A 21,060-nucleotide genomic window follows, 5' to 3' on the forward strand; every position below is an offset into this window, starting at 1 on the left:
CTATTACGAGTTAATTCGATAAACAGGGCGAAATACCCTTTCGCAAATCCTGTCGATTGCATACTTTTACCACTTGTAGGTGAAATTATGAAAAAAAGATGCGTGAGGAGGGGAATTCGTGAAGCTAAGCCCATCCGTTGAAGAAACCGAGAACTATCTCAAGCAGCTCTTCGCCGAACAAAGCGACTTTCAATCAAAGCGGTTGTTCGTCGGGAAATCGGAGTTTCGGTTGTTTTATTTCGATACGTTAATTGATTCCGGCGTCGTTCAAGAATTTATACTGAAACCGTTGCTCCTCCGTCCACAGGATAAGATTCAGGATGTCGTGTCCATTCTCGATTATGCCGAAACCGAGCAATTCGAGGATGCGGTTCAAGCGATCATATATGGTAAAACCGTGATGCAGCGTAATGGAGAGGACAAGCTTTATCTGCTCGGCGCGGATCTCAAGAAGGAGCGCTCCATCAATATTCCGACCAATGAGCGGGTTCTTCGCGGCGCGAACGAAGCTTTCATTGAGAATTTAGATACGAATCTGAACCTCATGCGCAAGCTGATCAACTCTACGGACTTTATCGTCAAAACCTATACGCTGGGACGGATTTCGCAGACAAAAGTAGCCGTTATGTACATCAAATCCATTGCGAAACCTGCGATTATAGAAGAGCTGGACAGAAGACTTCAAAGCATTGACATCGACTATGTCGAAGTGCCGGGATTCCTCGATGAGCTGGTCCGGGATACGAAGTACAGCGTATTTCCTCAACTGCTCATTACGGAACGGCCTGACCGCGCACGGGCATATCTCATGGAAGGCAAAGCAGTTATCGCAGCCTCCGGTTCACCGGATACGATTATTCTGCCGGTAACGTTCTGGTCGTTCTTCCAAAGCGCGGACGATTATCAAATTGGCTGGTTACTGGGCTCCATCTTTCGACTATTGCGCATTTGCTGCTTCTTTATTGCCATTGGTTTGCCTGGCTTTTATGTATCAGTCAGTGCCTTTAATTCGCAGCTGCTGCCGATTAATTTCGTCAATACGCTGCAGAGCTCGCTGCAATACGTTGCCTTCCCTCCGGCATTCGAGGCGCTTGCCATGATGCTCTTGCTCGAAATATTACGAGAGGCGACGATTCGCTTGGCCAGTCCCGTCGGCCAAACCATCGGCGTCGTTGGCGGTATCGTGATCGGGACCGTTGTCGTGCAATCCAATCTTGTCTCCAATACGATGGTCATCGTTGCAGCTTTAACAGGCTTGGCCTCCTTTATCGTACCGTCGTACGAAATGAGCAGCGCGATGCGTCTGCTGAGTTATCCGGCACTGCTCATATCTGCGCAGTTCGGCTTGTTTGGGCTCGCCTTCTTCTTCTTCTTGATTTGTATCCACCTCTGTCACTTGGGAACGATGGGCCACCCTTACTATACGCCTCCGTTCTCCTTTGGCGATGCCAAAGATACATTGATTCGAGCGCCGATTTGGAATTTACGCAAAAGGCCTGCAGATACGGCGCCGGGTAACCCGGTCAGGTTGCGGAATCCAAGGGGATGGAAACGATGATGAAAGAAGAAGCCATCAGCGGAAGACAGCTGTTCACGCTCATCTTTATGACCCAGATCGGGCTTGAAGTGCTGTCCTTGCCGCATGTGGAAGCAAGCATTGCCGGGCATGATACTTGGTTAGCTGTATTATTATCCGGACTAACTGCACAGATCGGCATTATACTGATTTGGTGGCTCGGCAGCCGATATCCGAAGCGGAATTTCTTTGCTTATTCGTCTTCCATTATCGGCAGACCGCTTGGAGCTTGCGTCAATCTGATATATGGATGCTACTACACGCTTTCCGGCTATTTGCTGATCATGCTTTATGTCGAGATTTTAAGTCGCTGGCTGTTTATACTCACGCCGAAGTGGGTGCTGGTCCTGATGCTGCTGATCGTCACCGGTTATGCGGCGACTTCCTCGCTGCTGAGGCTGGCGAATCTCACTCAATCTTTCATGATCATTCCTGTCATAGGTCTTCTGCTCATTGGTTTTAGCGGGCTCTACGGGATGGACGTAAGAAACCTGTTCCCCGTTCTGCCCAGCGGCTGGTCTCCGATTATGAAAGGCGTGTACACCGCATTCACCGCCTATGTCGGCTATGATCTGTTACTTTACGCTTACCCGTACGTAAAGACGAAGAGCAAGAAGAGGCTGCTTCTAACGATGACGCTCGCGAACGCATGCACAATCCTGTATTATGTTGCCGTCTCCCTGATCTGCTCCACGATGTTCAGCTTAAAGCAGCTCACGCTCATTCCCGAACCGATCGTTTTTATCCTCAAGAACTACCGGATTGAGATTTTGCAAAGCATAGATATCTTGTTTCTGATCTTCTATTTGTGTATGGTTTCGGATACGGTGTATGTATATTTCTTCATGGCGGCGAAAGCGTTTATGCATCTTCGCGGACGGGGCTTGGGCAAACAGAAGGTTTGGATCTTGGTTATAACCGGCGCCTGTTTCATCGGCAGCTTTTTCTTGAAGAGAAGCAGTGCTATTAGCCAGCTCGCAACGATACAAGACCAACTGTCCGTCATCATGGTCGTCGCTTTGCCCGTCATTCTGCTCATTATTTCCGGGCTGCGGGGCGTTGGGAGGAGCAAACTATGAAGAAAGGGATTGCGGCACTGATGATCTGCCTGCTGCTTACGGGATGCTGGGATCAGGTGCAGCTGAAGAAGCAGCTGTTCGTCGATGTTGTCGGAGTCGATTACGTAGGGGATAGCAAAAAACTCGATGTGAGCTTTATTATTGCGAAGCTTAAGGAAGCCAATCTTGGAGGAGGCAAACCATCCGGCATCTATGTCAGTTCTACAGGCGACAGCCTCTATGACGCGGTAACACAAACCAACCACAAAATGCCAGGTGTCCTAACTGTACAGGAGACCAGGCTCTATCTCATCACGTCCCGCTTTGCCAAAGATCGACCGCTTGACTATTTGAATGCCACCGGCCAATTTATAACCAATCCGTTATATGCCTATTTAGCGGTGTATAACGGCGACCTGTCAAAGTTGTTGTCGAAGAAGAAAATCAAAGAACAGACCGTACCGGAATATTTGGTTGGCTTATTGGACAGTGAACTGAAACGTGGAAGAATCCCTTCCAACAAACTGCTTCGCTATATCCTTGGAGGAGAGGGGTTCTTAAACGATTTCGTTCTGAACCTGTTTGAACCGAGCGGGGACGAGGCACGTATTGCAGGTACCGCCCTGTTTCGCGATGGGAAGTATACCGGGGTTAATCTGAATAACGAGGAAACGCTATTAGCTTGCCTCATGCATGAAGCAAAGGGCAAAAACCAGCCGCTCATCGGACATATCGAAGGTAAGGTCTATACGGTTTTCGTTCAGGACATTAAGCACGATCTCCATGTGATTCACAATGAGAAAGACATTCGCGAGATTGACATCTCGCTCAAGCTCGACGTCACATTAGCCGAAGATGGATTTAACGACAAGAAACATACAAACAAGATGCTCGCAGATCTGGAGAAAGCAATCGCCGCGGATCTCACCTCGAAGGCAGCTGCCATCATTGCCACATTGCAAAAGGCGAATTGCGATTACTTTCAGATTAGTCACGAGCTGGCAGCCTATCATCCGAACCTGTATAAAGAGGTGAATTTTCGAGAACAGTATCCGAAGTTTACCATTAAGCCGAACGTGAAGGTTAAGATTCTGAACACCGGCGTTCTGGGATAACGAAAATAAGTCTGCGGCTGATGAAGCTGCAGACTTATTTTCGTTCTTCTTCCCCTTCTCGCTTGCGATTCTCTGCCATATCCTTTTGCAGCTGTTGTCGATCGGATTTCGGTTCGGTCTGGTCGGTCTACTTGATTCTAACGAATCAAGGAGGCCTTATTGGGCATGAATTCGGCTCTTCGATAATCTAACGAATCGCAGAGGTCTTATATTGAAGTAATCGGCTCCAATATACGCATAAAACATCAAATAAGGCCGCTGCGATTCGTTAGCATTTTTTTAGCGCAAGTTCAGGGCAATTAAGGATTTCTCCATGAGCCTATTCGCCGGAAACAAGAAACGCACCGGAAGCACGAAGGTGCTCGAATTGAGCGGCTGTGTAATGGGATCCATACCAAAGTCGATCCAACTGCACGTCCTCGATATCCGTCGCGGATTTCTCCCAAAACGCACTCCACCATTGATTGTGCACCTCTCGAGCAGAAGCGATAGATGCTTGGCTTGCTCTCGACACATACCTAATCGCTTCGTTCAAACAATCCTCCGAATCATGGTTGGTGCGCGCGGAAAGGACAATCATCGCAGGACGCCTCTCCCGTAGAATGAATGCATTGCCTGTATCCGTCAAAGCATGTACCGCTAGGCAGCCTTGAGTAGACCCATTCGGATCCCAACCCGAATATTGCCGGGAAACCCAGTCGACTCGGTTTGCCAGTCCTTGCTGCGTATTCGATTCATGACAGGATTGCGCCCATAACTCGATGTCATCCACACCACCCACCAAACAAGCACTTCCGGAGAGAATCATTCGTTTCGACTTCAGCAAATCGTTGCGGGATACCCAGAATCGCTGTCGCTCCGGCTCGCCGCTGACAACGACGCGCACTTCTCCATTCCCGATGATCGGACCATCGACGATGTTGTCATCCGGCACTTGCTGTGGAGGCCGGTCAAAAACAACCTTGTACCGGGATACCTTGTCTTCCGCCTTAAACAAGCTGCGCATTGTGATCTGCTCCTCTATCTGTGTAGTGCTTCTCTGATGTGATGGAGACTGACTGTCTTAAGATTTTACCTAAGTATAGTGATGAAGCTCAGTCCTGTATAATACTTAAATCGTTATATGTTATAGCCTAGAAGGTATGTATTTTCGTCCGTAATACCCTTCGGTGTCCATCATTGAAAAAAGCACCGTCCCTATGGGACAGTGCCTTTAAAGCTGTGATTCATATTGTAATTTATAAACTAATTCCTCGACCCATTTCTCATCTTTTAAATCCAATGCCAAGTCAATCAAGAACAGCAAACTACCTTTGTAGGGCAGCACTTCAAAGCCATTTCCACTTGAAACGATAATTTTGTCCGACTTAGCGTTTTCAAACACATAGCAAGGCAACTGAAAGTAATACTCCACGCCTTTAAATACTGCGATCTCCCCGTTGTAAATGTGGTTAGTGGCGGAAATCACTTTGCACAAATCCCCTGTTTGTAAATGGATATACCAGTTAATAAGCACCCTGACCAACTGCCCCCATGAGTAGTATTCAATCGATATCGCTCGATCAACTATAGATCAAAAATCCCGTCCGAATGATACGAGTGATGATAATTCGAGCTTAAAATCACCCGCCGCAGCACACATAATAGCCTAATGGGCTCGATTGGTTTCGATAGATAAGCATCCATCTCCATATTCTCCGTCTGTTTATCTTTTCCTCTTATTGGATTCGTTGTCATCGCGATAATAGGGACTCGTCTTCCGTTATCCAGTTGTCGTAATTGATTAGCAGCAGTCCCCGCGTCCAAGGCGGGCATGTCCAAATCCAACAGAATGGCATCATAGCGCTTCTGAAGAGCCATTTCTATGGCCTCAGCTTCACTTTTCGCCGGATCAATCGTCATTTCCATCTCCATGAGGATGGTTTTAGCATGCATATAACTAATCTCGTTATCGTCAACGACTAAGATGCGAGCTTGCCTTATAACATCGAATACTCTATTTTCGGAAAATGTACTGCTCATATCTATTCCCCTCTTAGCTCTAGTCTCAGATTGGAACTAATTATAGGGAGTAAAAGCAAGCATGTATAATATATAAATCGTCATATGATATAGCTTCAAAGCTATAGAAAGGAAGATAAAAATGCCCCCGATTGGACGGAGGCAAATTCTATCCTGGATTGCTGCCTAAGCTTTACTATAAACGACCGGGAACATCTCCCCTTGCACGATGTCTCCGTCTACTCCGCCGGCAGCGATGAATTTCTTGATTTCCGAGTATTCATCGGCGAATCCCGCCCGATAGCGCGTCTCTGCCGTAAGATAATGAAGTGCCGACGAACGGCGTACCCGGTCGGATACATTAGGACCGCTTCCATGAATCGTTAAACTATGATGGAAGCTTATTTGACCTGCTTTCATGATAATAGGTACGGTTCGAGCGATTTGCCCTTCCGGTGCCATATCCTGCAGCTGCTTTTGCATGTTTTGCTCGTAAAAGTCGTTTCCGTTCAAAATCCCCCAATAGTGGCTGCCCGGCACCATTTGCATGCAGCCGTTCTCCTCGTCAACATCATCGTAAGCTACCCATGCGGTGATCATCGTTTCCGGGTTTTGAAAACAGCCCCAGTAATGATAATCCTGATGCCAGCCGACGTTCGCCGCGTTTCCGCTGGATTGCGCCGGTTTAAGCAACAGTTGATCCTCCCAGAAACGAATCGTATTCGTTCCTTTCAGAGCTGCGGCAATTTGTCCGATTTGCGAGTCATGGGCTAACGCACGGATCGTCAAGTCGGCCAAGCTCGCATTGTCGGTCTTGCGAAGGGAGTTGGGACGACTTGTCTCGCGGCGCCAGACGGCATCCGGCGCAGTTCCGGTTTCGAATTCCCCCTGATACACCCGCTCCATTCTATCGCGCAGTCTCTCCAATCGCTCATCATCAATGATCTTCGGCGAGATCCAATATCCATTTGTCTTGAAGAAATCTACATCTTCCTGCGTTGGGATGAAATTCGTATCCGGCATTCTTATTTGCCCTCCTAGAATTGAAATCGCTTCCTTGGATTCATTATGTCTGAAAGAGGACTTTCCGTCTTTAGCTAGAAGTATGATATTGATCCGTTTGTACGATTTATTACAAATAAAAGTTGAACAGGATGAATGAAATGACATCTATTTATCCTTTTGTACGATTCGCCATTCGGGTACCGATACGGCCGGAAACTAGGTTTGCTTACCGGATCTGTTACGTCCCTTCCCTTTATTTTATCGAATCCGGCAGTGCCCGCGTGCTTTACGAGGATGGCACATGTATCCGGTTGCCGGCCGGCACGCTGTTCTCATTAAAGCCGGGTATTTCGCATACGTGGGAAGTCGATCCGGACAGCCCTCCTTTTGCGTTCCTGTGCGTGTTCTTCGAATGGTCGTATCGGCCAAAGCCGCTGGCTATGGTTACCGGAGACCTTCTGTGCCTGAGTGCTGAGAAACACGATCCCGAGATGCTTGATGAGCCGCTTGACATGGGCATTCCCGAATGTCTCACCGTGGACGCGCACGGCTACTGGAAAGGACTGTTTGAAGCCGTATCCACCGATTACAACGTACTCCATCACGAGAATTACCCGGAGAGTCTCGCCATTAACGGCCATTTTCAATTGCTGCTTCATCAGCTCTATCAGCTCGCACGGCGCAAGAACGATGCAACCGATCCGCGTATCGCAAAGATTAAGGCATACATGGACATGAATGCCGGGGGAGAATACGGCGATATCGACCTGTGGGCAGAGACGCTCGGTCTGAGCCGCGGCCACTTCCATGCGTTATTCAGCACCCACACCGGCTTTACGCCGAAGCGGTATTGGAACCGGCGGCGCCTCGATAAAGCCCGGAACGATCTTAGCGGTACGAACGATTCCGTCACGGTGATCGCCGAACGATACGGTTTTTCTTCCGTTCACGCCTTCACCAAGCTGTTCCGCCAGATCGTCGGCGTCTCTCCAACGGATTATCGAAAGCAGAGTCGATTGATTTGAAACAAGGAGCCCTCATATGAGGGCTCCTTAACGCGTCAAACTTTTGTTACTGCCAACGTTTTCAACTCCGCAATATAGTCGCTCATCGCTATCGTACGGCCTTCCACCCTCGATTTCTCCGCGGCGAAGGCGATCAGATGGCTTTGCACGGATTCCTTCGCACCCGTGCGTCCTTTCTCCTTGCCGTCGCTTTGAACGAGTCGGACGAAATCGCGCATAATGTTCGTGTCTCCCCCGCCATGCCCCGTGATTTCGGTATCGAGGCGAATCGTTTCCGTCTCCCGGGTTACGAAGCTCGTCACTTCGATGACGTTCTTCGCCATGTCCGCCCGAATTTGCCCAAGCGTCCCCATCAGCTTCACCGAACGGCCTCCTTCGAACGTGAAGGCACTCATGGTGAACGCGACGGTTACGCCGCTGGCAAACTCCAGGTTTACGACTTGATGGTCGACCACATTGTTATCGCAATGGTAGACGCATCGGCCGTAAGGACCCCCCTTTAAAGCTTCGAGTACGCCTTCGTCACTCGTATCGTTGCTGACGATAGAACGTAGAATTGCGGCGGCCCAGTCATCCCTTTCAATGTACATTTTAGGTGCGTAATAGGGGCAGGAATCTTGTACGGGGCAACCGTCCAAGCAGCGTAACGGCGCGCCTTCAGGCGCATTCTCTTCGCGGAAGTAGGTTAACGAGCCGAAGGAAGACACTTTGTCGCATTCCTCGTCGACCAACCATTGCAAGATGTCCATATCGTGGCAGCTTTTAGCTAATATCATTGGGCTGGAAACGTCGGAGTTGCTCCAATTGCCTCTTACGAAGCTGTGTGCTTGGTGCCGGTGTTCGACGTTTTCGGTATGCTGGATCGAGACGAGCTTGCCAATCCGGCCATCTGAAATGAGCTTCTTGATCTCCGCGAAAAAGTCCGTATACCGGAGCACATGGCAGATCGAAAGCACCCGGTTAAACCGCTCGGCATATTCGCCCATAATGAAGCACTCCAGCGGGTCCGGCGACATCGGCTTTTCCAGCAGGACGTGATATCCCTTCTCAAGAGCCTGAAGCGTAGGCTCGAAGTGCATTTTGTCTTGCGTACAGATCAGAATGGCGTCCGCGAGTCGAGGTCCCGCGAGCAGCTCTTCCCAGCCCGAGTAACAGCTTTGTTCCGGGAGGTTATGCTCTTGCCGAAAACGTTCCCGGCGCCCGGTATCCGCGTCCGCGACGGCAACGAACTTTATTTCCTCAGAATGGTTCAATGCATAGGGAGCATAAGCTCCTGCGCCTCTTTGTCCGGCTCCGATCAAAACCGCTGTAATGGGCTTCATTGAGATAACCTCTCCTCCAAGATGACTATTCTGCCATTGTTTTCGTAGTAAAAAAGGGAACTTCCCGAGCGGAAGCTCCCTTTCTCCGTCCTATTCCACTTACTTATTGGCCGCTTTCCATTCGTCCAGCTGCTTCTGCTTCTCGGCAATGATTTTGTCCGCGCCTGCGCCTTTGAGCTTATCGATGAACTTAGGCAAATATTTGTCCGGATCGACGGAGCCCGAAGACAAGGCTTTGTACATTTCTTCGATGACCGCGTCGACGTTCGCTTTCTCGGACTTGACCGGCGTGAAGTCGAACACGAAGCCTAGAGCATTGGAAGGAGTCGCGTTTTTGTTCAGATTAATCCACAATTGATTGCCTTTATCGTCTTTAATAGCTTCAGGCTTATCGGTCGACAGGTAATAGGCATTGCCCATATAGCCGAACTCCCAACCGGCCCATAGGAGGTAGCCGCTGTCTTTGGCCAATTCGATTTGGTTATCGCCGATTTTCGTGTAGTGCTTGCCTTCGACGCCCCAATCCAAGACGTTATAGATTTCTTTGTCGGTGTTCAGAAGATTGATGAACATCATCGCTCTTTCTTTGTTTTTGGACGTCACGGAAATCGCCGTATTGGTCGCGGCTGCTTTATCCGTCGTAAGCAGCGGTTGAACGAATTTGAAGTCGTAGGATTCCGCTGCAGGATTCTGAATGGCCATCCTTCCCGCAGGCATGGAGCCGTAAGCCTCTTGGAAGTCGAGAGAGTCCAGATCGATCTGACCGAGCTGCATGGCGACTTTGCCTGCTTTTAGGTCCGCGTTTGCGTCCCTCGTCGCCGCGTCTTTCATGATATAGCCCTTCTTAAACCAATCGCGCATCAGCGTGACGTATGCTTTGAATTCCGGCGTTTCGTACTGGTTAACGACCTTCATGCCGCCATCGTTCAAATAAATATAGCCTGGCGTTTTCGCATCGCCGAGCGCTTCCATGCCGAAGATCGGAGGCCCTGTCATGAAAGCGTCTGACCAGTTCCAAGGGATTTGATCGGGTTCGTTTTTCTTGATGACGTCAAGAAACGGAGTCAGGTCAGATAAGCTCTTCACGGACTTCCAATCGAGGTTGTACTTGTCCGCAAGCGATTTTTTAATCTGGTAGCCATATCCGGCAGTAGCTTGTTGGAAGTTCGGTACAGCGTACACTTCGCCTTTGACAGTGACCGCTTTCCAGAAAATATCCGGCACGACTGTTCTAAGATCCGGCGCATATTGGTCGATGAGATCATTCATCGGAACGAACGCGTTCTTGGCGACGTTCTGGAAGTAGTTGTTGCTCCATGTAGCGGTGAAGGCAAGGTCGTACGGTTCGCCTGACGCCATCATGACGTTCATTTTCTCGTCGTACGCAGCCCAATCGATGAGTTTAAGATGGATCGTTGCGTTTATCTTTGGCTTCACGAGGCGGTTCAGTTCATCTTCCACCAATTGAATATCCTTCTGAGGCGTATTCGGGAAATAATAAGTCAGCTCAACGGGCTCCAGCTCTTTCGCCGGTTCCGTCGTTGCGTTATCGGAAGTCGTCGTGTTCTCGGAAGTCGACGCGGAATCCGAAGCTGCCGGCTCCGCAGCATTTTCGCTTGTGTTCGTGCTAGCGCCTTGATTCGTCGAATTGCCGCCGTTGGTGCCGTTGCCGCCGTTGCTGCCGCATCCGGTAAGTACAATAGCCAGGGATATAAGCGACGTTAGAACTGTGCCTGCCACTTTCTTTTTAATCGTCATTGCTGATCTGACCTCCATTTTTTTATGTGTATGCTAAACGGGCGCTATGCCCGGCATAGCCTCGCTTTAGGCTTTAACGGCGCCTAGCGTCAACCCTTTGACGAAATATCTCTGCAATAAGGGGTATGCCACCACGATCGGTCCTACTGCCATGATGCATGTGGCCATTCTGGCCGTCTCGCTCGGTATCGTGACTGCCATTTTCTCGCCGAACGCAGTACCTTGCAAATATGCGATATTATTCATGATGGACTGAAGGAGATACTGGAGCGAATACAGCCTGCCATCCTCGATGAAGAGAGCGCTCGTAAACCAATCGTTCCAGAAAAACACCGCAGTCATAAGCCCGATCGTAGCGAATACAGGCGTCGATAAAGGGACAACCATCTTGATAAACGTGTTAAACTCGCCCGACCCGTCAATCCTAGCCGACTCTATGATCGAATCCGGAATCCCGATGAAGAAATTCCTCATGATGAGCACGTTTATTGAAGAGACGAGATACGGGACGAATAACACGAACAACGTGTTTTTGAGATGAAGGTATTTCGTGATCAGGATGTACCAGGGCACAAGTCCGCCGCTAAACAGCATGCAGAACACCACAAGAAAAGCGACGATATGCCGATACTTGACTTCTTTTCGCGAGAGTCCGTAAGCAAGCATGGACGAGAGGATCAGATGCAGAATCGTTCCCGCCAAAGTGGCGATCGTCGTGACCCCGTACGCCTGCAAGATGGGCGATGAACCGAACAGGATATATTCATAAGCTTGGAAGCTGAAATCCACCGGAAGAATGTGATAGCCGGTCCTAAAGATAGACTCTTCATCAGACAACGAGATGGAAAGAACGACAATCAGCGGAATGACGCACAAGGCGGAGTAGATCAGAAAGATCGCGTTCACGGATAATTTAAATAGAATGGGCTGCTTCATCTTTGGCCTCCTAGAACAAAGCGCTGTCGCGGTCGTAGATTCGAATGATCCAGTTCGATACCATAATGAGAACAAATCCGACGCAATTCTGATAGAATCCGATCGCGGAAGACATGCCGAAGTCATTCATCCCTCGCAAAGCGCGATAGACGTAAGTATCGATGACATTGGTCGCGCTGAACAAGATCCCCTGGTCCTTCGGAAGGGTATAAAACATTCCCCAATCCCCAAAGGCCGCGTAAAAGATTTTCCCCGCCTGCAGGAGCACCAAAATAATCGTAATCGGAGTCAGCATGGGTACCGTAATCTTAAGCGCTTGCTGAAATCTGTTGGCGCCATCGATCTTAGCGGCCTCATAATACTCCGGAGAGATCGTCGTAATCCCCGCTGCGAAGAAAACCGCGAAATACCCCACGTTCTTCCAAATATAAGCGGCCGGCAGGATAAACCTCCAATACGACGGTTCAAAATACCAATCGATCGGTTCCCCGCTAAAATGAACGATCATTTTATTAAGAATTCCGTTATCCGTGCTCAGAAACGCATACAGTAAATAGCTGCCGACCACCCAGGATAAGAAGAAGGGAAGCAAGATCGCGCTTTTGTACGCGCCGGCAAAATGCCGATTGCCGATTTCGTTAAGCAGAATCGCGGCCACTAACCCGAGACCGATCCCCGTTACGAGGAAAATCCCATTATAGAAGAGCGTGTTAAACGTCACTTGAAAAAACGCGTCCGATTGAAAGAAGAACTTGAAATTGCTTAACCCGACCCACTTGCTGCCCCATATTCCTTTGATCGGATCGAATTCTTTAAACGCGATCACGGCTCCGAACATCGGGAGGTAGAAGAAAAGCAGGATAAACAGTAACCCCGGAAGCATCATGATATAAATCGTTTTGTTTTTGATGAGTTCACCAATGACCGGCCATCGATTTAGACTTATTCTATCGGTTTTTGTTTTTGACGGCTGCAAGGCCTTCGCAACTCTTTCCATCGCCATTTCTCCTCCGTTTCTTTTTTGTAGCCCAATCATAAATTCTCCGCGCTGCTATTGAAAACAATGAATAATGATCAAAACAACGATTTATAGATAAGAGCCACAAAGAAAAAAGGGGAGGTCAACGAAAACCGCTTCGTCCGCCGCATCAAACGCCGCCCGTCCGAACTACGAAAAATGGGTTTTTCTCTAAATAAACAAGAAACGGAGGGAAATCCAATTGTAAACCTGTTTCGGCCAACCCAGTTTTGATACAATTTAGAAAGCGTTTACTTTAGGCAAAGGTGGCCCTGACTGCATGTACAAAAAATTACTTCTCACCTTCGTTGCCAGCATCACGTCGCTGATCTTGGTGCTTTCATCTTTGCTCTATTACAACTACAATTCTTCTATCGTAAGCACTGTTAAAGGAATGAACGAAACCCTCTTATCGAATATCAGCTACAGCTCCGTCTATATGGACAATATTTCGAAAAAGTTTTGCCAATCGTTGATGCTGAACAATGCCATTAAAGCTTTCGCTTACAGCAACGACAATCAAGACGAAGACTTCTTAAACATTCTGGGCGCCATTCGTACGTTGAAGGAGTTCACGATTCCCAACACTTACATCTACTCGACCTACGTGTATAACCGCCACATCAATACCGTTATCGATTCAAGTTCTTTCTATGATGCCTCCAATTTCTACGATAAGGAAATCATTCGACTCATTAACGACGCAGGAACAGTTGCTTCGCTTAACCTGAACCCGATCCCGAGAAAAATTCCGGTGCCGCGCGGCTCCGATAAGAGAACCGCCAACGTGTACACGTATATTTTGTTCGATAACAACGATTACAAAGGGAATTTCGACAGCGCCATCGTGTTAAACGTGGATGCCGAATGGCTCAGGCTGACCATCTCTTCCCTGAACAAGCTCGGCAACGAAATTATCGTTTTGGACGATCAAGGAGATATCGTCAGCCACTCTTCATCCGACATGTTCATGAGAAACGTTTCGAAAGAGGACTACCTCCAAGAAGTGTTTACCGCGTCCGCGCCGACGGGCACGTACATCGATCGGATGAATCGGGAGAAACACGTCATTTCTTATGTTTCTTCCGACGTTCTTAAATGGAAATTCATTAGCCTGACGCCGTATGACACCGCATTCTCAGCCGCCAAGAAGAACGGAATCATCACCCTTATCTTTTGTTTGATCGTCTTGCTGCTTGGCCTATTGTTCGCCGTACTCGCTTCAAAGAAACTGTACAGGCCGATCGGAGCGCTTACGAAGGGTATCATCCAGAAGCTGGGACCGGATAGCGCGCCTTCCAAAAACATGGATGAATTGGGCTACTTGTCCACGGCGTTCACGGGGATGATCGATAAAACGCAAGTACTGGAAAATATGAAGAGGAACACGACGCCCGTCATAAAAAACGAATTTTTGAAAACCGTCGTAACCGGCCGCGCTCACTTGTCTACCGACAAACTGATCGCTAAACAGCAAGAGCTTCAAATCGATTTGGATTTTCAAAATCGCCTTTACTTGTTCATCTTGAAAATCGACTTCTATAAAGACTACGTAGATCGGCACAGCGATAAAGACCGTTCCCTCTATCAATACGCAATTACGAATATTGCGCGGGAAATTACGGGGGAGCGTTTCAGAAATGAAGTCGTCGAGACGGCGCACGATCAGTTCACCGTTCTGGCGGATATCGGCGGAGCCCCGGAACAGTTGTCGCAGCTGTCGGATATATTCCACGGCATCGTCGGCAAAATCCAAGCGAGCGTCCTGGAGCTTCTGAACCTCTCGTTAACCGGAACGCTCGGTTTCGTCATCGAATCACCCGATCGCATTAAAGGCGCATACGACGAAGCGTTCAACCTGTCTATGTATCGAATCAAGACGGGCCACTGCAGCATCATTTCGCCGGAGACGCTAAAAGAAACGGATACGGGCTCTTTCATCTTCCCGATGTCCAAAGAAAAGCAGCTTATCGATTCCCTGAAGCTGGGAAGCGGCGAAGCTGCCAAGGATAACTATCGGGAAATCATCAAGGCCATCGAGCATTCTTCCTACGACAATATCCTGACGTCGGTCATTTATTTGTTTTTCTCGATTTACAACTCCCTTAACCGGATCGTCGAAGGCTCGGAATCCAAATTCAATTCGATTTCAATCAGCTTCTTCAACAAAGTGTCCGGATTCGAGACGTTCGAAGAAATCGAGCGCACGTTCTTCGAGCTGATTGACGAGATCATCGCGCTGAAGGATAGCGCGAAGGACCGGAAAAAGAACGACATCGTGAACGCCGCCATCGACCATATCCACGCCGCCTTTGCAGACAAGAATCTCTCATTGAACAGCTGCGCCGAATCGCTTTCCTTATCGTCTGTCTATCTCGGGAAGCTGTTCAAGAACGCAACCGGCAGATCCGTAGCCGAATACATTACGATGGTCCGAATGGAGAAAATCAAAGAGTATCTCGAAAACAGGAAAGTGCCGATCAACGAAATTCTGGAGAGATGCGGCGTAGAGAAATCGAACTACTTCTACACCAGCTTCAAGAAATATTTCGGTGTCTCGCTTACCGAATATAGATTGAAGAACATAAATAACGACCGTTGACCGGCTTAGTGCCGTTGCATAATCTGAATCAGCCTCGGACGAGAATACGCAGTCATTCGAATGCGATGAAAAACCACCTCCGCAAGGAGGTGGTTTTTCATTTTCATTGCGTCCAGAGTTAGACCCCATTATAGTAATGAAGGTTATTCCTGTAAAATACCTATCCCGTCATATTATATAGATTTGTATCTATCTAAATCATCATGACTATTATTCGTTTGACTGCAGCGTAAGACGGAATCGGTATTTCATATCATCCTCGAACCACATGACGAAATTTGTGCCCCATACGTTGTTATGCAGATTAAAGTGAAACCCGCCGTCAAGCGGGGCAAAGCGATTATCGAACTGAAGGATTCTCCGTTCTCCCGGACAAACGATAGGCGTATCCAACGTTTCGATGACCGCGGTGCCGTCCGCGCCGGCATAGTATAATCCGGACTGAACCCCATGCATATTTCGATTGCCGTTCTTGACTACAGACAAAGGCGAAATACGGCGTCCCAGCTTATCCATTTCCCATAGATTCGGATTATCGACAAGAGGAGAGAATGAGACCCAACTTGCTTCAGGCAGACGGCTAGCTTGCTTCCCTTGCCATTCCAGCTCTACCTCTAAATGCGGAGCGCTTCGCTGAAATTGATATCGAATGCTTAGCTTTTTCGGAGCTCCATGATGCTCAAGCACGTGATCCGGAAGCGTTAATTCTACGATCACGATATCATAATCCGGCTCTCTGTCCAGCTCGATCCGCTCGACTCTTGCCTTAAACTGTCGATGCTCCGGCTTCGGATCAACAAACTCAATGCCCGGTTTGCCTAAATCCGCCTCTGCCCAGCTGTGGTGGATGGGCAGGTTGGTTACATATTCATTAAAATAGCGGTCAAAGCTCTCTTTGCTGAACGTTTCATAGACGAAGCTGCCCAGCTGGTGATCTTCATCCGCCCACACTTTCCCTCCTCCATCGATCAATGAGCAAATGGAGCCCTCAGAAGAGAACGCGACGCGGAATGTTCCCAGCTCGTAGGATTTGCCAATAATCATAGGCTCAGCATGAACGGGCACTCGGCGTTCCGAAGTAGGATGAAGCTGCTCAAGCGCACTCACCGCTTCTCTTGCCAAAGCTTCCGGCAGAGCGGAAATAGCCCGAGATAAATAGTCGCGCTGTTCCTGCCATGAACGCTCCACTTCGCTGTAGCGGCGAATCGGGTTTGCCAATTGACGGAGATAGTCGAACTTTCTCCACTTCGTGTCGTCGACCACGTCCCGCTCTCTCGCGGCAGCCAGAGAAGATGGCGAATAGCTGCCAAAGTCAACCAGATAGACGGACTCGTTCAAGCCCCATGTATGCTCCGGAATTAGCATTAAATCATCGCAAAACCGGGCGTAAGCTCCGCTTTGCGGATCCAGCGCACCGGAACTCACCCACTTGTCACGCAAACGAAGCAGCTCGCGATATCGAGCGATCTTCCACGGATCAGAGGAGATGCCGTGTATCCACGAATCTCCGATTTCCTCCGTAACGACCGGCAATAGATGCTTGATTGCAAGCAGCTTCTCGGCGTACGCATCCATGGTTGACGCCATGATGTCGGCCCCTGGATAATCATGCTGAAGCTTCTCATATAACGCTCGTACTTCCGCAAGCGTTGGCGGACCATCGTTATCGCCGGTATGCGCAAAGTACAGCGCGTCCTCCATCCCGTCCATATAGAAGGGCCTGCCGTAAGTGTCGGCATAATTCACGATGATTTCCGAACCATCTGCCGCGCGCCACACGAATAGCTTCGGAACCGCCGGATTTTTGCTTACCGGATTCACGCCGAGGTGAAGATATTGAATGCCTCTGCCAGCCATCATCGGGACAATGGCAATGGTATGGCCGGGGACATCCGTCATTTTGGAAGCAATCGTTTTGCGGCCGTACGTTTCATCGAGCTCTTGCGCAAGCGAAAGCCCATACTCAAACAAACGCTCATCCATGATCTCCGTGTGGGTCGTAAACGGCAGGCCGTGCCATACGATGCGTCCCTCCCGAATGCCTTCCTCCATACGCGCGCGCATCGGCTCCGACGCGTTTTGCAGATATTGCTTGATTAACCATGAGCCCGTCGTCCATACGAACTTGGCCGCCCCATCTTCGCGAGCAAGCTTCTCCGATAGCTCCAACGCTTGCGGGATAAAGCTGTTCATATATCGATCGAGCACATCTTGCGCCATATGGGTAAATCCGATATCCAAATGCGTTTTGAAAATGACATGGACCCGTTTAATTGCGTTCATCCGGTTCTTCCTCTCCAATGCGCCAAACCGTCAGTCCTGCGCTCATCGTATGGCAATGTCCAATCGCTTCAGCAGCGGATGCTACATTCCCGCTCCATTCCAAACCATAGCGGAACTCGTAGAAGCCGCCCAGCGTTGCTTTGAAATTCGTTTCCCAGTAATTCGTCATCGCCCATATGTATAGCTCAGGCTTTATATCTTCCGTTTGCTGCGTATGCAGCAGGCGTTTGCCATACTCAAGCGTGCCCAACTGCAGAAGCGGCGTATCCGGCGTTGCCAGCATAAGCGAGCCTTTATCGCTCACATATGCAAGTCCTTCTTGAATGCAAGTGAAATCAAGGAGAGAGCCCGGTATTTGGTCTACCCATGGACGAACCAGCGCGCCCGCTTTCTCGATCCATAACGTCTCTTCGCTTTCTGATCCCGATGTAAACGGCAATGAGAAATAGACATTCTCCGGTTCCCACACGGAATCTTTATGCAGCCGCACCGCAACATCAACTCGGTTAATCGTCGCATACGCCTTTAGGAACAAGGAATAATAGCTTACGCCGGGAAGCTCAAACTGCAGCTCTACGGAACCGAACATCGGCCCGTTATCCAATCGTTTCGCTGTTACTAGGCGACCGGCCGAACGGCGAACGTTCATCCCTTTCCGATTGCGCCCCATCGAACCGCGAGCCGAAACGGCAGGCGTCACTTCATAAACAGGCGTGAACGCCCCATGCTTGCTGTCTTCGCGAATCAGTTCTTCCCCGGTTTCCTTGTTGATCCAAGAAATGATGCCTTTCTCTTCCGTCCAGCAAATCCGAACGAATGGGGATTCAATGGAATACTGATTTGCAACAACGGCCCCTTCCGCTCTTCCGCTCGGAAACATATCATGAACGTCGTCAACGCCGTCCGTGGCAAGCAGCCTGAAATTATTCGTTGTTTTCGCCTTAGAAACCTTGGCCGGACGAAGCCTGAACGCCTTCTGCTCACCTGGTTCAAGACTGGCTTCTATCGTTACGCTTTGATAGCCGGGCTGATGAGGGACGACAAGTCCCGTGCTTTCATCGATGACTTCGATGCCCTCCTTGAAGGTTTCGTTCTCGAAGCCCTCCCATTCCATTTCTACAAGCTGCCTGGAATGCTGAAGCTCCGTATTCGCGACGCGGTAACGGAACGCGCGGCCAGGGTGAAGCAGCGTGCCCCCCATCGCATTGCGCACTTTATCTAACGCGGAATGCGCCAGACGGCTGCCATTGGCGGCATAGGCAAGCTTCCGCACCTCAAGCATTTGAACATTAAAGTGCCACGGCTGGTGGACGGAAGTATGGAATCCCCAAGTATGCTCCGCGTACATCACGAGCTGACGCTCAATCTCTTCAAACTCCTGACGGCCTACAATACGCTGCTGCGGATCAAGCCTCTTCACCTTGCGAAGCACGCGTTGGCCATCCTTGAAAATTTGCGTATGCATCGGAGTAGAACCTGCGCCATCCGACCACCAATCCGGCCAATCTCCGGCATAGACAGGGATATCGATCGGCTGTTCCTTCAAATGATTGAAAAATTCGCTTAAGGTCGCCATTTGAATCTGCACCCGGTCCCCATGCTCGGCGTTCCATCTGTTGATGACGTCCATAATCGCTCCGTTCGGCGCTCCGTTGTCTGTCGCAAGGCCCGAGACCGTTACCGGCACGAAATCATACGGATAATTCTCTTGTTCAAGCAAGCTTAAATAGCGGTCAATCCGTGTATCCATCATTTCATCGTGGTTGCTGACGATCGCCGGCGTATGGAACTCATCGCGAATGATATAGCTGCCTACGGCATCCGGACACATCCCCAGCTCGTTGCCTAAGAAATAATGATCCCCGTTCCAGACGAGCAATTTCTCTCCCTTTGGCGTCTCCCACCAGAAAGGCGTCTGCTTCCGTCCCAAAGCGAACATGCCGTGATGCGTATGAATGCAGGAGAATAAATGCTGCACGCCCGAATCCAATAAGCTTTGTCCATAACCCCAGCTATAGCCGTTAATGTCGGCCGTCATGGCCGAATCCACGTGCACGCCAATGCTTCTTCCGTATTCGGCAGCCTTGGCATGAATGGCTTGCAGCAAATCGTAATCGGCGAGCTCCGTCATATTCAGATAGGTCCCGGACAGCTCGATATCGCCGCTGCGAACAGCTTCCGCAAAGTCACGTTTCTCCTCTTCGCTCGCTTCCTCCAGAAACTTCTCGACAGCCCAGAAGGTTTCGCACGTCCACTTGAACCCTTTCCACTCCGCTTTCTGCCCTTGCTCAATTTGCTTCGTAATTTGCAGGGCTTGCCGAATGAAATCGACATGGAATTGCTCGATTCGTTCTTGTCTTCTTGTATAGCCGATATCGGTATGTGAGTGATGAATCACGAAAATGCGCCAGTTGCGGCTCAGCTTGGCCATATGAATGTATAGTCCTCTCCAACAAACGAATGATATTTACAGTGCTACTCTTTCACGCTTCCCACAACGATTCCTTTCACGAAGAACCTTTGCAGGAACGGATATACAAGCAAGATTGGCAATGAGCCTACAATAATTTGAGCGGCTTTCGTCGTACGGTCGGAAATCTCGGACATATGCTTCGCCTGCAGCATGCTGATTTTATTGAAATCGGGTCTGATGATGATCGTCTGCAAATAAGTAGCAAGCGGATATTTGTCCGGTGACTTCATCAGAATCAGCCCGTCAAACCAGGAGTTCCATTGACCGACAAAGGCAAACAACAGGATGGTCGCAATCGATGGCATCGAAATCGGCACAAGAATTCGCCACAATGTCGTCCAATGCGAAGCCCCGTCAATGAATGCGGACTCCTCCAGTTCCTTCGGCAAGCCGCGGAAGAAATTCAGCATGAGAACGGCATTAAACACTTGTACCGCTCCCGGCAGCACTAATCCCCATATCGAGTTGTCGAGCGAGAACATCTTAATCGTCATATACCACGGAATAAGCCCGCCGCCAAACAGTACCGTGAACATGAAATACCAGGCGTACAAGGTCCGAAATCGGAAATCCTTAACTTCCTTGGACAAAGGATAAGCCAGCAGGATCGTAAAGAATATGCTGATCGTTACCCCAAGCACGCAGCGCTCTATCGAAATGAAGAACGACTTCACAAACTGAGAGTTCGATAGAATAAACGAATACGACGCCGCTGTCGCATCGACAGGCCATAGCTTGACTAGACCGGCAGACGCGGCAGTGCTGGTGCTAAACGAAATGGCAAGTACATGCACCATCGGAGCCAGACATAGAAGCGATAACAGAATAAGAAAAACATGATTAAATACGCTAAACGTACGGTATTTAAATGACGGACGATGAATCATA

At 49.3% G+C, this 21,060-nt stretch carries 16 protein-coding genes; 5 read left to right on the plus strand and 11 right to left on the minus strand.

All coding sequences use genetic code 11. The features are described from left to right. Positions 1-118: 118 nt before the first annotated feature. The 3 genes from AC6ESO_RS27420 to AC6ESO_RS27430 are packed head-to-tail and all read left to right on the plus strand — an operon-like array spanning position 119 to position 3,749. Entirely contained in the window at positions 119-1,558 is a 1,440-nt protein-coding gene (locus AC6ESO_RS27420; protein ID WP_497094177.1) for a spore germination protein, read from the plus strand. Continuing rightward, the gene (locus tag AC6ESO_RS27425; RefSeq protein ID WP_497094178.1) at positions 1,555-2,655 is read left to right on the plus strand and encodes a GerAB/ArcD/ProY family transporter; all 1,101 of its coding nucleotides are present in this window, start codon (positions 1,555-1,557) and stop codon (positions 2,653-2,655) included. The genes AC6ESO_RS27420 and AC6ESO_RS27425 overlap by 4 nt, the downstream gene beginning before the upstream one ends. Then, positions 2,652-3,749 carry a Ger(x)C family spore germination protein gene (locus AC6ESO_RS27430; RefSeq protein ID WP_497094179.1) on the plus strand — a complete coding sequence of 366 codons (1,098 nt, stop codon included), beginning with the start codon at positions 2,652-2,654 and terminating at the stop codon, positions 3,747-3,749. Before AC6ESO_RS27425 ends, AC6ESO_RS27430 begins: the two co-directional genes overlap by 4 nt. 319 nt (positions 3,750-4,068) lie before the next feature. Here the strand turns inward: AC6ESO_RS27430 and AC6ESO_RS27435 are convergent, their stop codons facing one another. The 4 genes from AC6ESO_RS27435 to AC6ESO_RS27450 form a co-directional block, all read right to left on the minus strand. Beyond that, positions 4,069-4,755: a hypothetical protein gene (locus AC6ESO_RS27435; protein WP_497094180.1), complete on the minus strand. Its 687-nt coding sequence runs from the start codon at positions 4,753-4,755 to the stop codon at positions 4,069-4,071. Positions 4,756-4,962: 207 nt separating this feature from the next. Continuing rightward, positions 4,963-5,265, minus strand: coding sequence for a hypothetical protein (locus tag AC6ESO_RS27440; RefSeq protein ID WP_497094181.1), 303 nt, complete (start codon positions 5,263-5,265; stop codon positions 4,963-4,965). A gap of 50 nt (positions 5,266-5,315) precedes the next feature. After that, positions 5,316-5,771 carry a response regulator gene (locus tag AC6ESO_RS27445; RefSeq protein WP_497094182.1) on the minus strand — a complete coding sequence of 152 codons (456 nt, stop codon included), beginning with the start codon at positions 5,769-5,771 and terminating at the stop codon, positions 5,316-5,318. Between the two features lie 165 nt (positions 5,772-5,936). Next, positions 5,937-6,773, minus strand: coding sequence for a phytanoyl-CoA dioxygenase family protein (locus AC6ESO_RS27450; protein WP_497094183.1), 837 nt, complete (start codon positions 6,771-6,773; stop codon positions 5,937-5,939). 140 nt (positions 6,774-6,913) lie between these two features. Here AC6ESO_RS27450 and AC6ESO_RS27455 point away from each other — a divergent pair, with 140 nt between their 5' ends. Further along, entirely contained in the window at positions 6,914-7,780 is an 867-nt protein-coding gene (locus tag AC6ESO_RS27455) for a helix-turn-helix domain-containing protein (RefSeq protein ID WP_497094184.1), read from the plus strand. A 35-nt stretch (positions 7,781-7,815) separates the two neighbouring features. On the opposite strand, the gene AC6ESO_RS27460 is transcribed toward AC6ESO_RS27455, so the two are convergent. From AC6ESO_RS27460 to AC6ESO_RS27475, 4 genes are all read right to left on the minus strand, one after another. Next, a complete protein-coding gene (locus AC6ESO_RS27460; RefSeq protein WP_497094185.1) occupies positions 7,816-9,102 on the minus strand; it encodes a Gfo/Idh/MocA family protein in 1,287 nt (428 codons plus the stop codon). 99 nt (positions 9,103-9,201) lie between these two features. Continuing rightward, a complete protein-coding gene (locus AC6ESO_RS27465; protein ID WP_497094186.1) occupies positions 9,202-10,860 on the minus strand; it encodes an ABC transporter substrate-binding protein in 1,659 nt (552 codons plus the stop codon). 66 nt (positions 10,861-10,926) lie between these two features. Next, positions 10,927-11,796 (minus strand): carbohydrate ABC transporter permease, encoded by an 870-nt coding sequence (locus tag AC6ESO_RS27470; RefSeq protein WP_497094187.1) that lies wholly within the window; start codon positions 11,794-11,796, stop codon positions 10,927-10,929. Positions 11,797-11,806: 10 nt separating this feature from the next. After that, a complete protein-coding gene (locus AC6ESO_RS27475) occupies positions 11,807-12,793 on the minus strand; it encodes an ABC transporter permease subunit (RefSeq protein ID WP_497094188.1) in 987 nt (328 codons plus the stop codon). Positions 12,794-13,094: 301 nt separating this feature from the next. Here AC6ESO_RS27475 and AC6ESO_RS27480 point away from each other — a divergent pair, with 301 nt between their 5' ends. Beyond that, positions 13,095-15,416, plus strand: coding sequence for a helix-turn-helix domain-containing protein (locus AC6ESO_RS27480; protein ID WP_497094189.1), 2,322 nt, complete (start codon positions 13,095-13,097; stop codon positions 15,414-15,416). A gap of 210 nt (positions 15,417-15,626) precedes the next feature. On the opposite strand, the gene AC6ESO_RS27485 is transcribed toward AC6ESO_RS27480, so the two are convergent. The 3 genes from AC6ESO_RS27485 to AC6ESO_RS27495 are packed head-to-tail and all read right to left on the minus strand — an operon-like array spanning position 15,627 to position 21,059. Beyond that, on the minus strand, positions 15,627-17,699 hold the full coding sequence (locus tag AC6ESO_RS27485; RefSeq protein ID WP_497094190.1) for a DUF5054 domain-containing protein: 2,073 nt from the start codon (positions 17,697-17,699) through the stop codon (positions 15,627-15,629). Beyond that, complete coding sequence (locus tag AC6ESO_RS27490) at positions 17,686-20,130, minus strand: glycoside hydrolase family 38 N-terminal domain-containing protein (RefSeq protein ID WP_497094191.1); 2,445 nt, start codon at positions 20,128-20,130, stop codon at positions 17,686-17,688. Before AC6ESO_RS27490 ends, AC6ESO_RS27485 begins: the two co-directional genes overlap by 14 nt. Before the next feature lie 44 nt (positions 20,131-20,174). Next, positions 20,175-21,059, minus strand: a complete 885-nt coding sequence (locus AC6ESO_RS27495) for a carbohydrate ABC transporter permease (RefSeq protein ID WP_497094192.1) — start codon at positions 21,057-21,059, stop codon at positions 20,175-20,177. Between the last annotated feature and the right edge of the window lies 1 nt (position 21,060).

Source organism: Paenibacillus rhizoryzae, from assembly GCF_059686995.1.

Excerpts from the sequence above, each read along its gene's own strand:
- AC6ESO_RS27480 (WP_497094189.1), top strand. The coding sequence starts at position 13,095 with ATGTACAAAAAATTACTTCTCACCTTCGTTGCCAGCATCACGTCGCTG.
- AC6ESO_RS27495 (WP_497094192.1), bottom strand. The coding sequence starts at position 21,059 with ATGATTCATCGTCCGTCATTTAAATACCGTACGTTTAGCGTATTTAAT.
- AC6ESO_RS27455 (WP_497094184.1), top strand. The coding sequence starts at position 6,914 with ATGACATCTATTTATCCTTTTGTACGATTCGCCATTCGGGTACCGATA.
- AC6ESO_RS27435 (WP_497094180.1), bottom strand. The coding sequence starts at position 4,755 with ATGCGCAGCTTGTTTAAGGCGGAAGACAAGGTATCCCGGTACAAGGTT.
- AC6ESO_RS27450 (WP_497094183.1), bottom strand. The coding sequence starts at position 6,773 with ATGCCGGATACGAATTTCATCCCAACGCAGGAAGATGTAGATTTCTTC.
- AC6ESO_RS27445 (WP_497094182.1), bottom strand. The coding sequence starts at position 5,771 with ATGAGCAGTACATTTTCCGAAAATAGAGTATTCGATGTTATAAGGCAA.
- AC6ESO_RS27485 (WP_497094190.1), bottom strand. The coding sequence starts at position 17,699 with ATGAACGCAATTAAACGGGTCCATGTCATTTTCAAAACGCATTTGGAT.
- AC6ESO_RS27430 (WP_497094179.1), top strand. The coding sequence starts at position 2,652 with ATGAAGAAAGGGATTGCGGCACTGATGATCTGCCTGCTGCTTACGGGA.
- AC6ESO_RS27475 (WP_497094188.1), bottom strand. The coding sequence starts at position 12,793 with ATGGAAAGAGTTGCGAAGGCCTTGCAGCCGTCAAAAACAAAAACCGAT.
- AC6ESO_RS27490 (WP_497094191.1), bottom strand. The coding sequence starts at position 20,130 with ATGGCCAAGCTGAGCCGCAACTGGCGCATTTTCGTGATTCATCACTCA.
- AC6ESO_RS27470 (WP_497094187.1), bottom strand. The coding sequence starts at position 11,796 with ATGAAGCAGCCCATTCTATTTAAATTATCCGTGAACGCGATCTTTCTG.
- AC6ESO_RS27465 (WP_497094186.1), bottom strand. The coding sequence starts at position 10,860 with ATGACGATTAAAAAGAAAGTGGCAGGCACAGTTCTAACGTCGCTTATA.
- AC6ESO_RS27425 (WP_497094178.1), top strand. The coding sequence starts at position 1,555 with ATGATGAAAGAAGAAGCCATCAGCGGAAGACAGCTGTTCACGCTCATC.
- AC6ESO_RS27460 (WP_497094185.1), bottom strand. The coding sequence starts at position 9,102 with ATGAAGCCCATTACAGCGGTTTTGATCGGAGCCGGACAAAGAGGCGCA.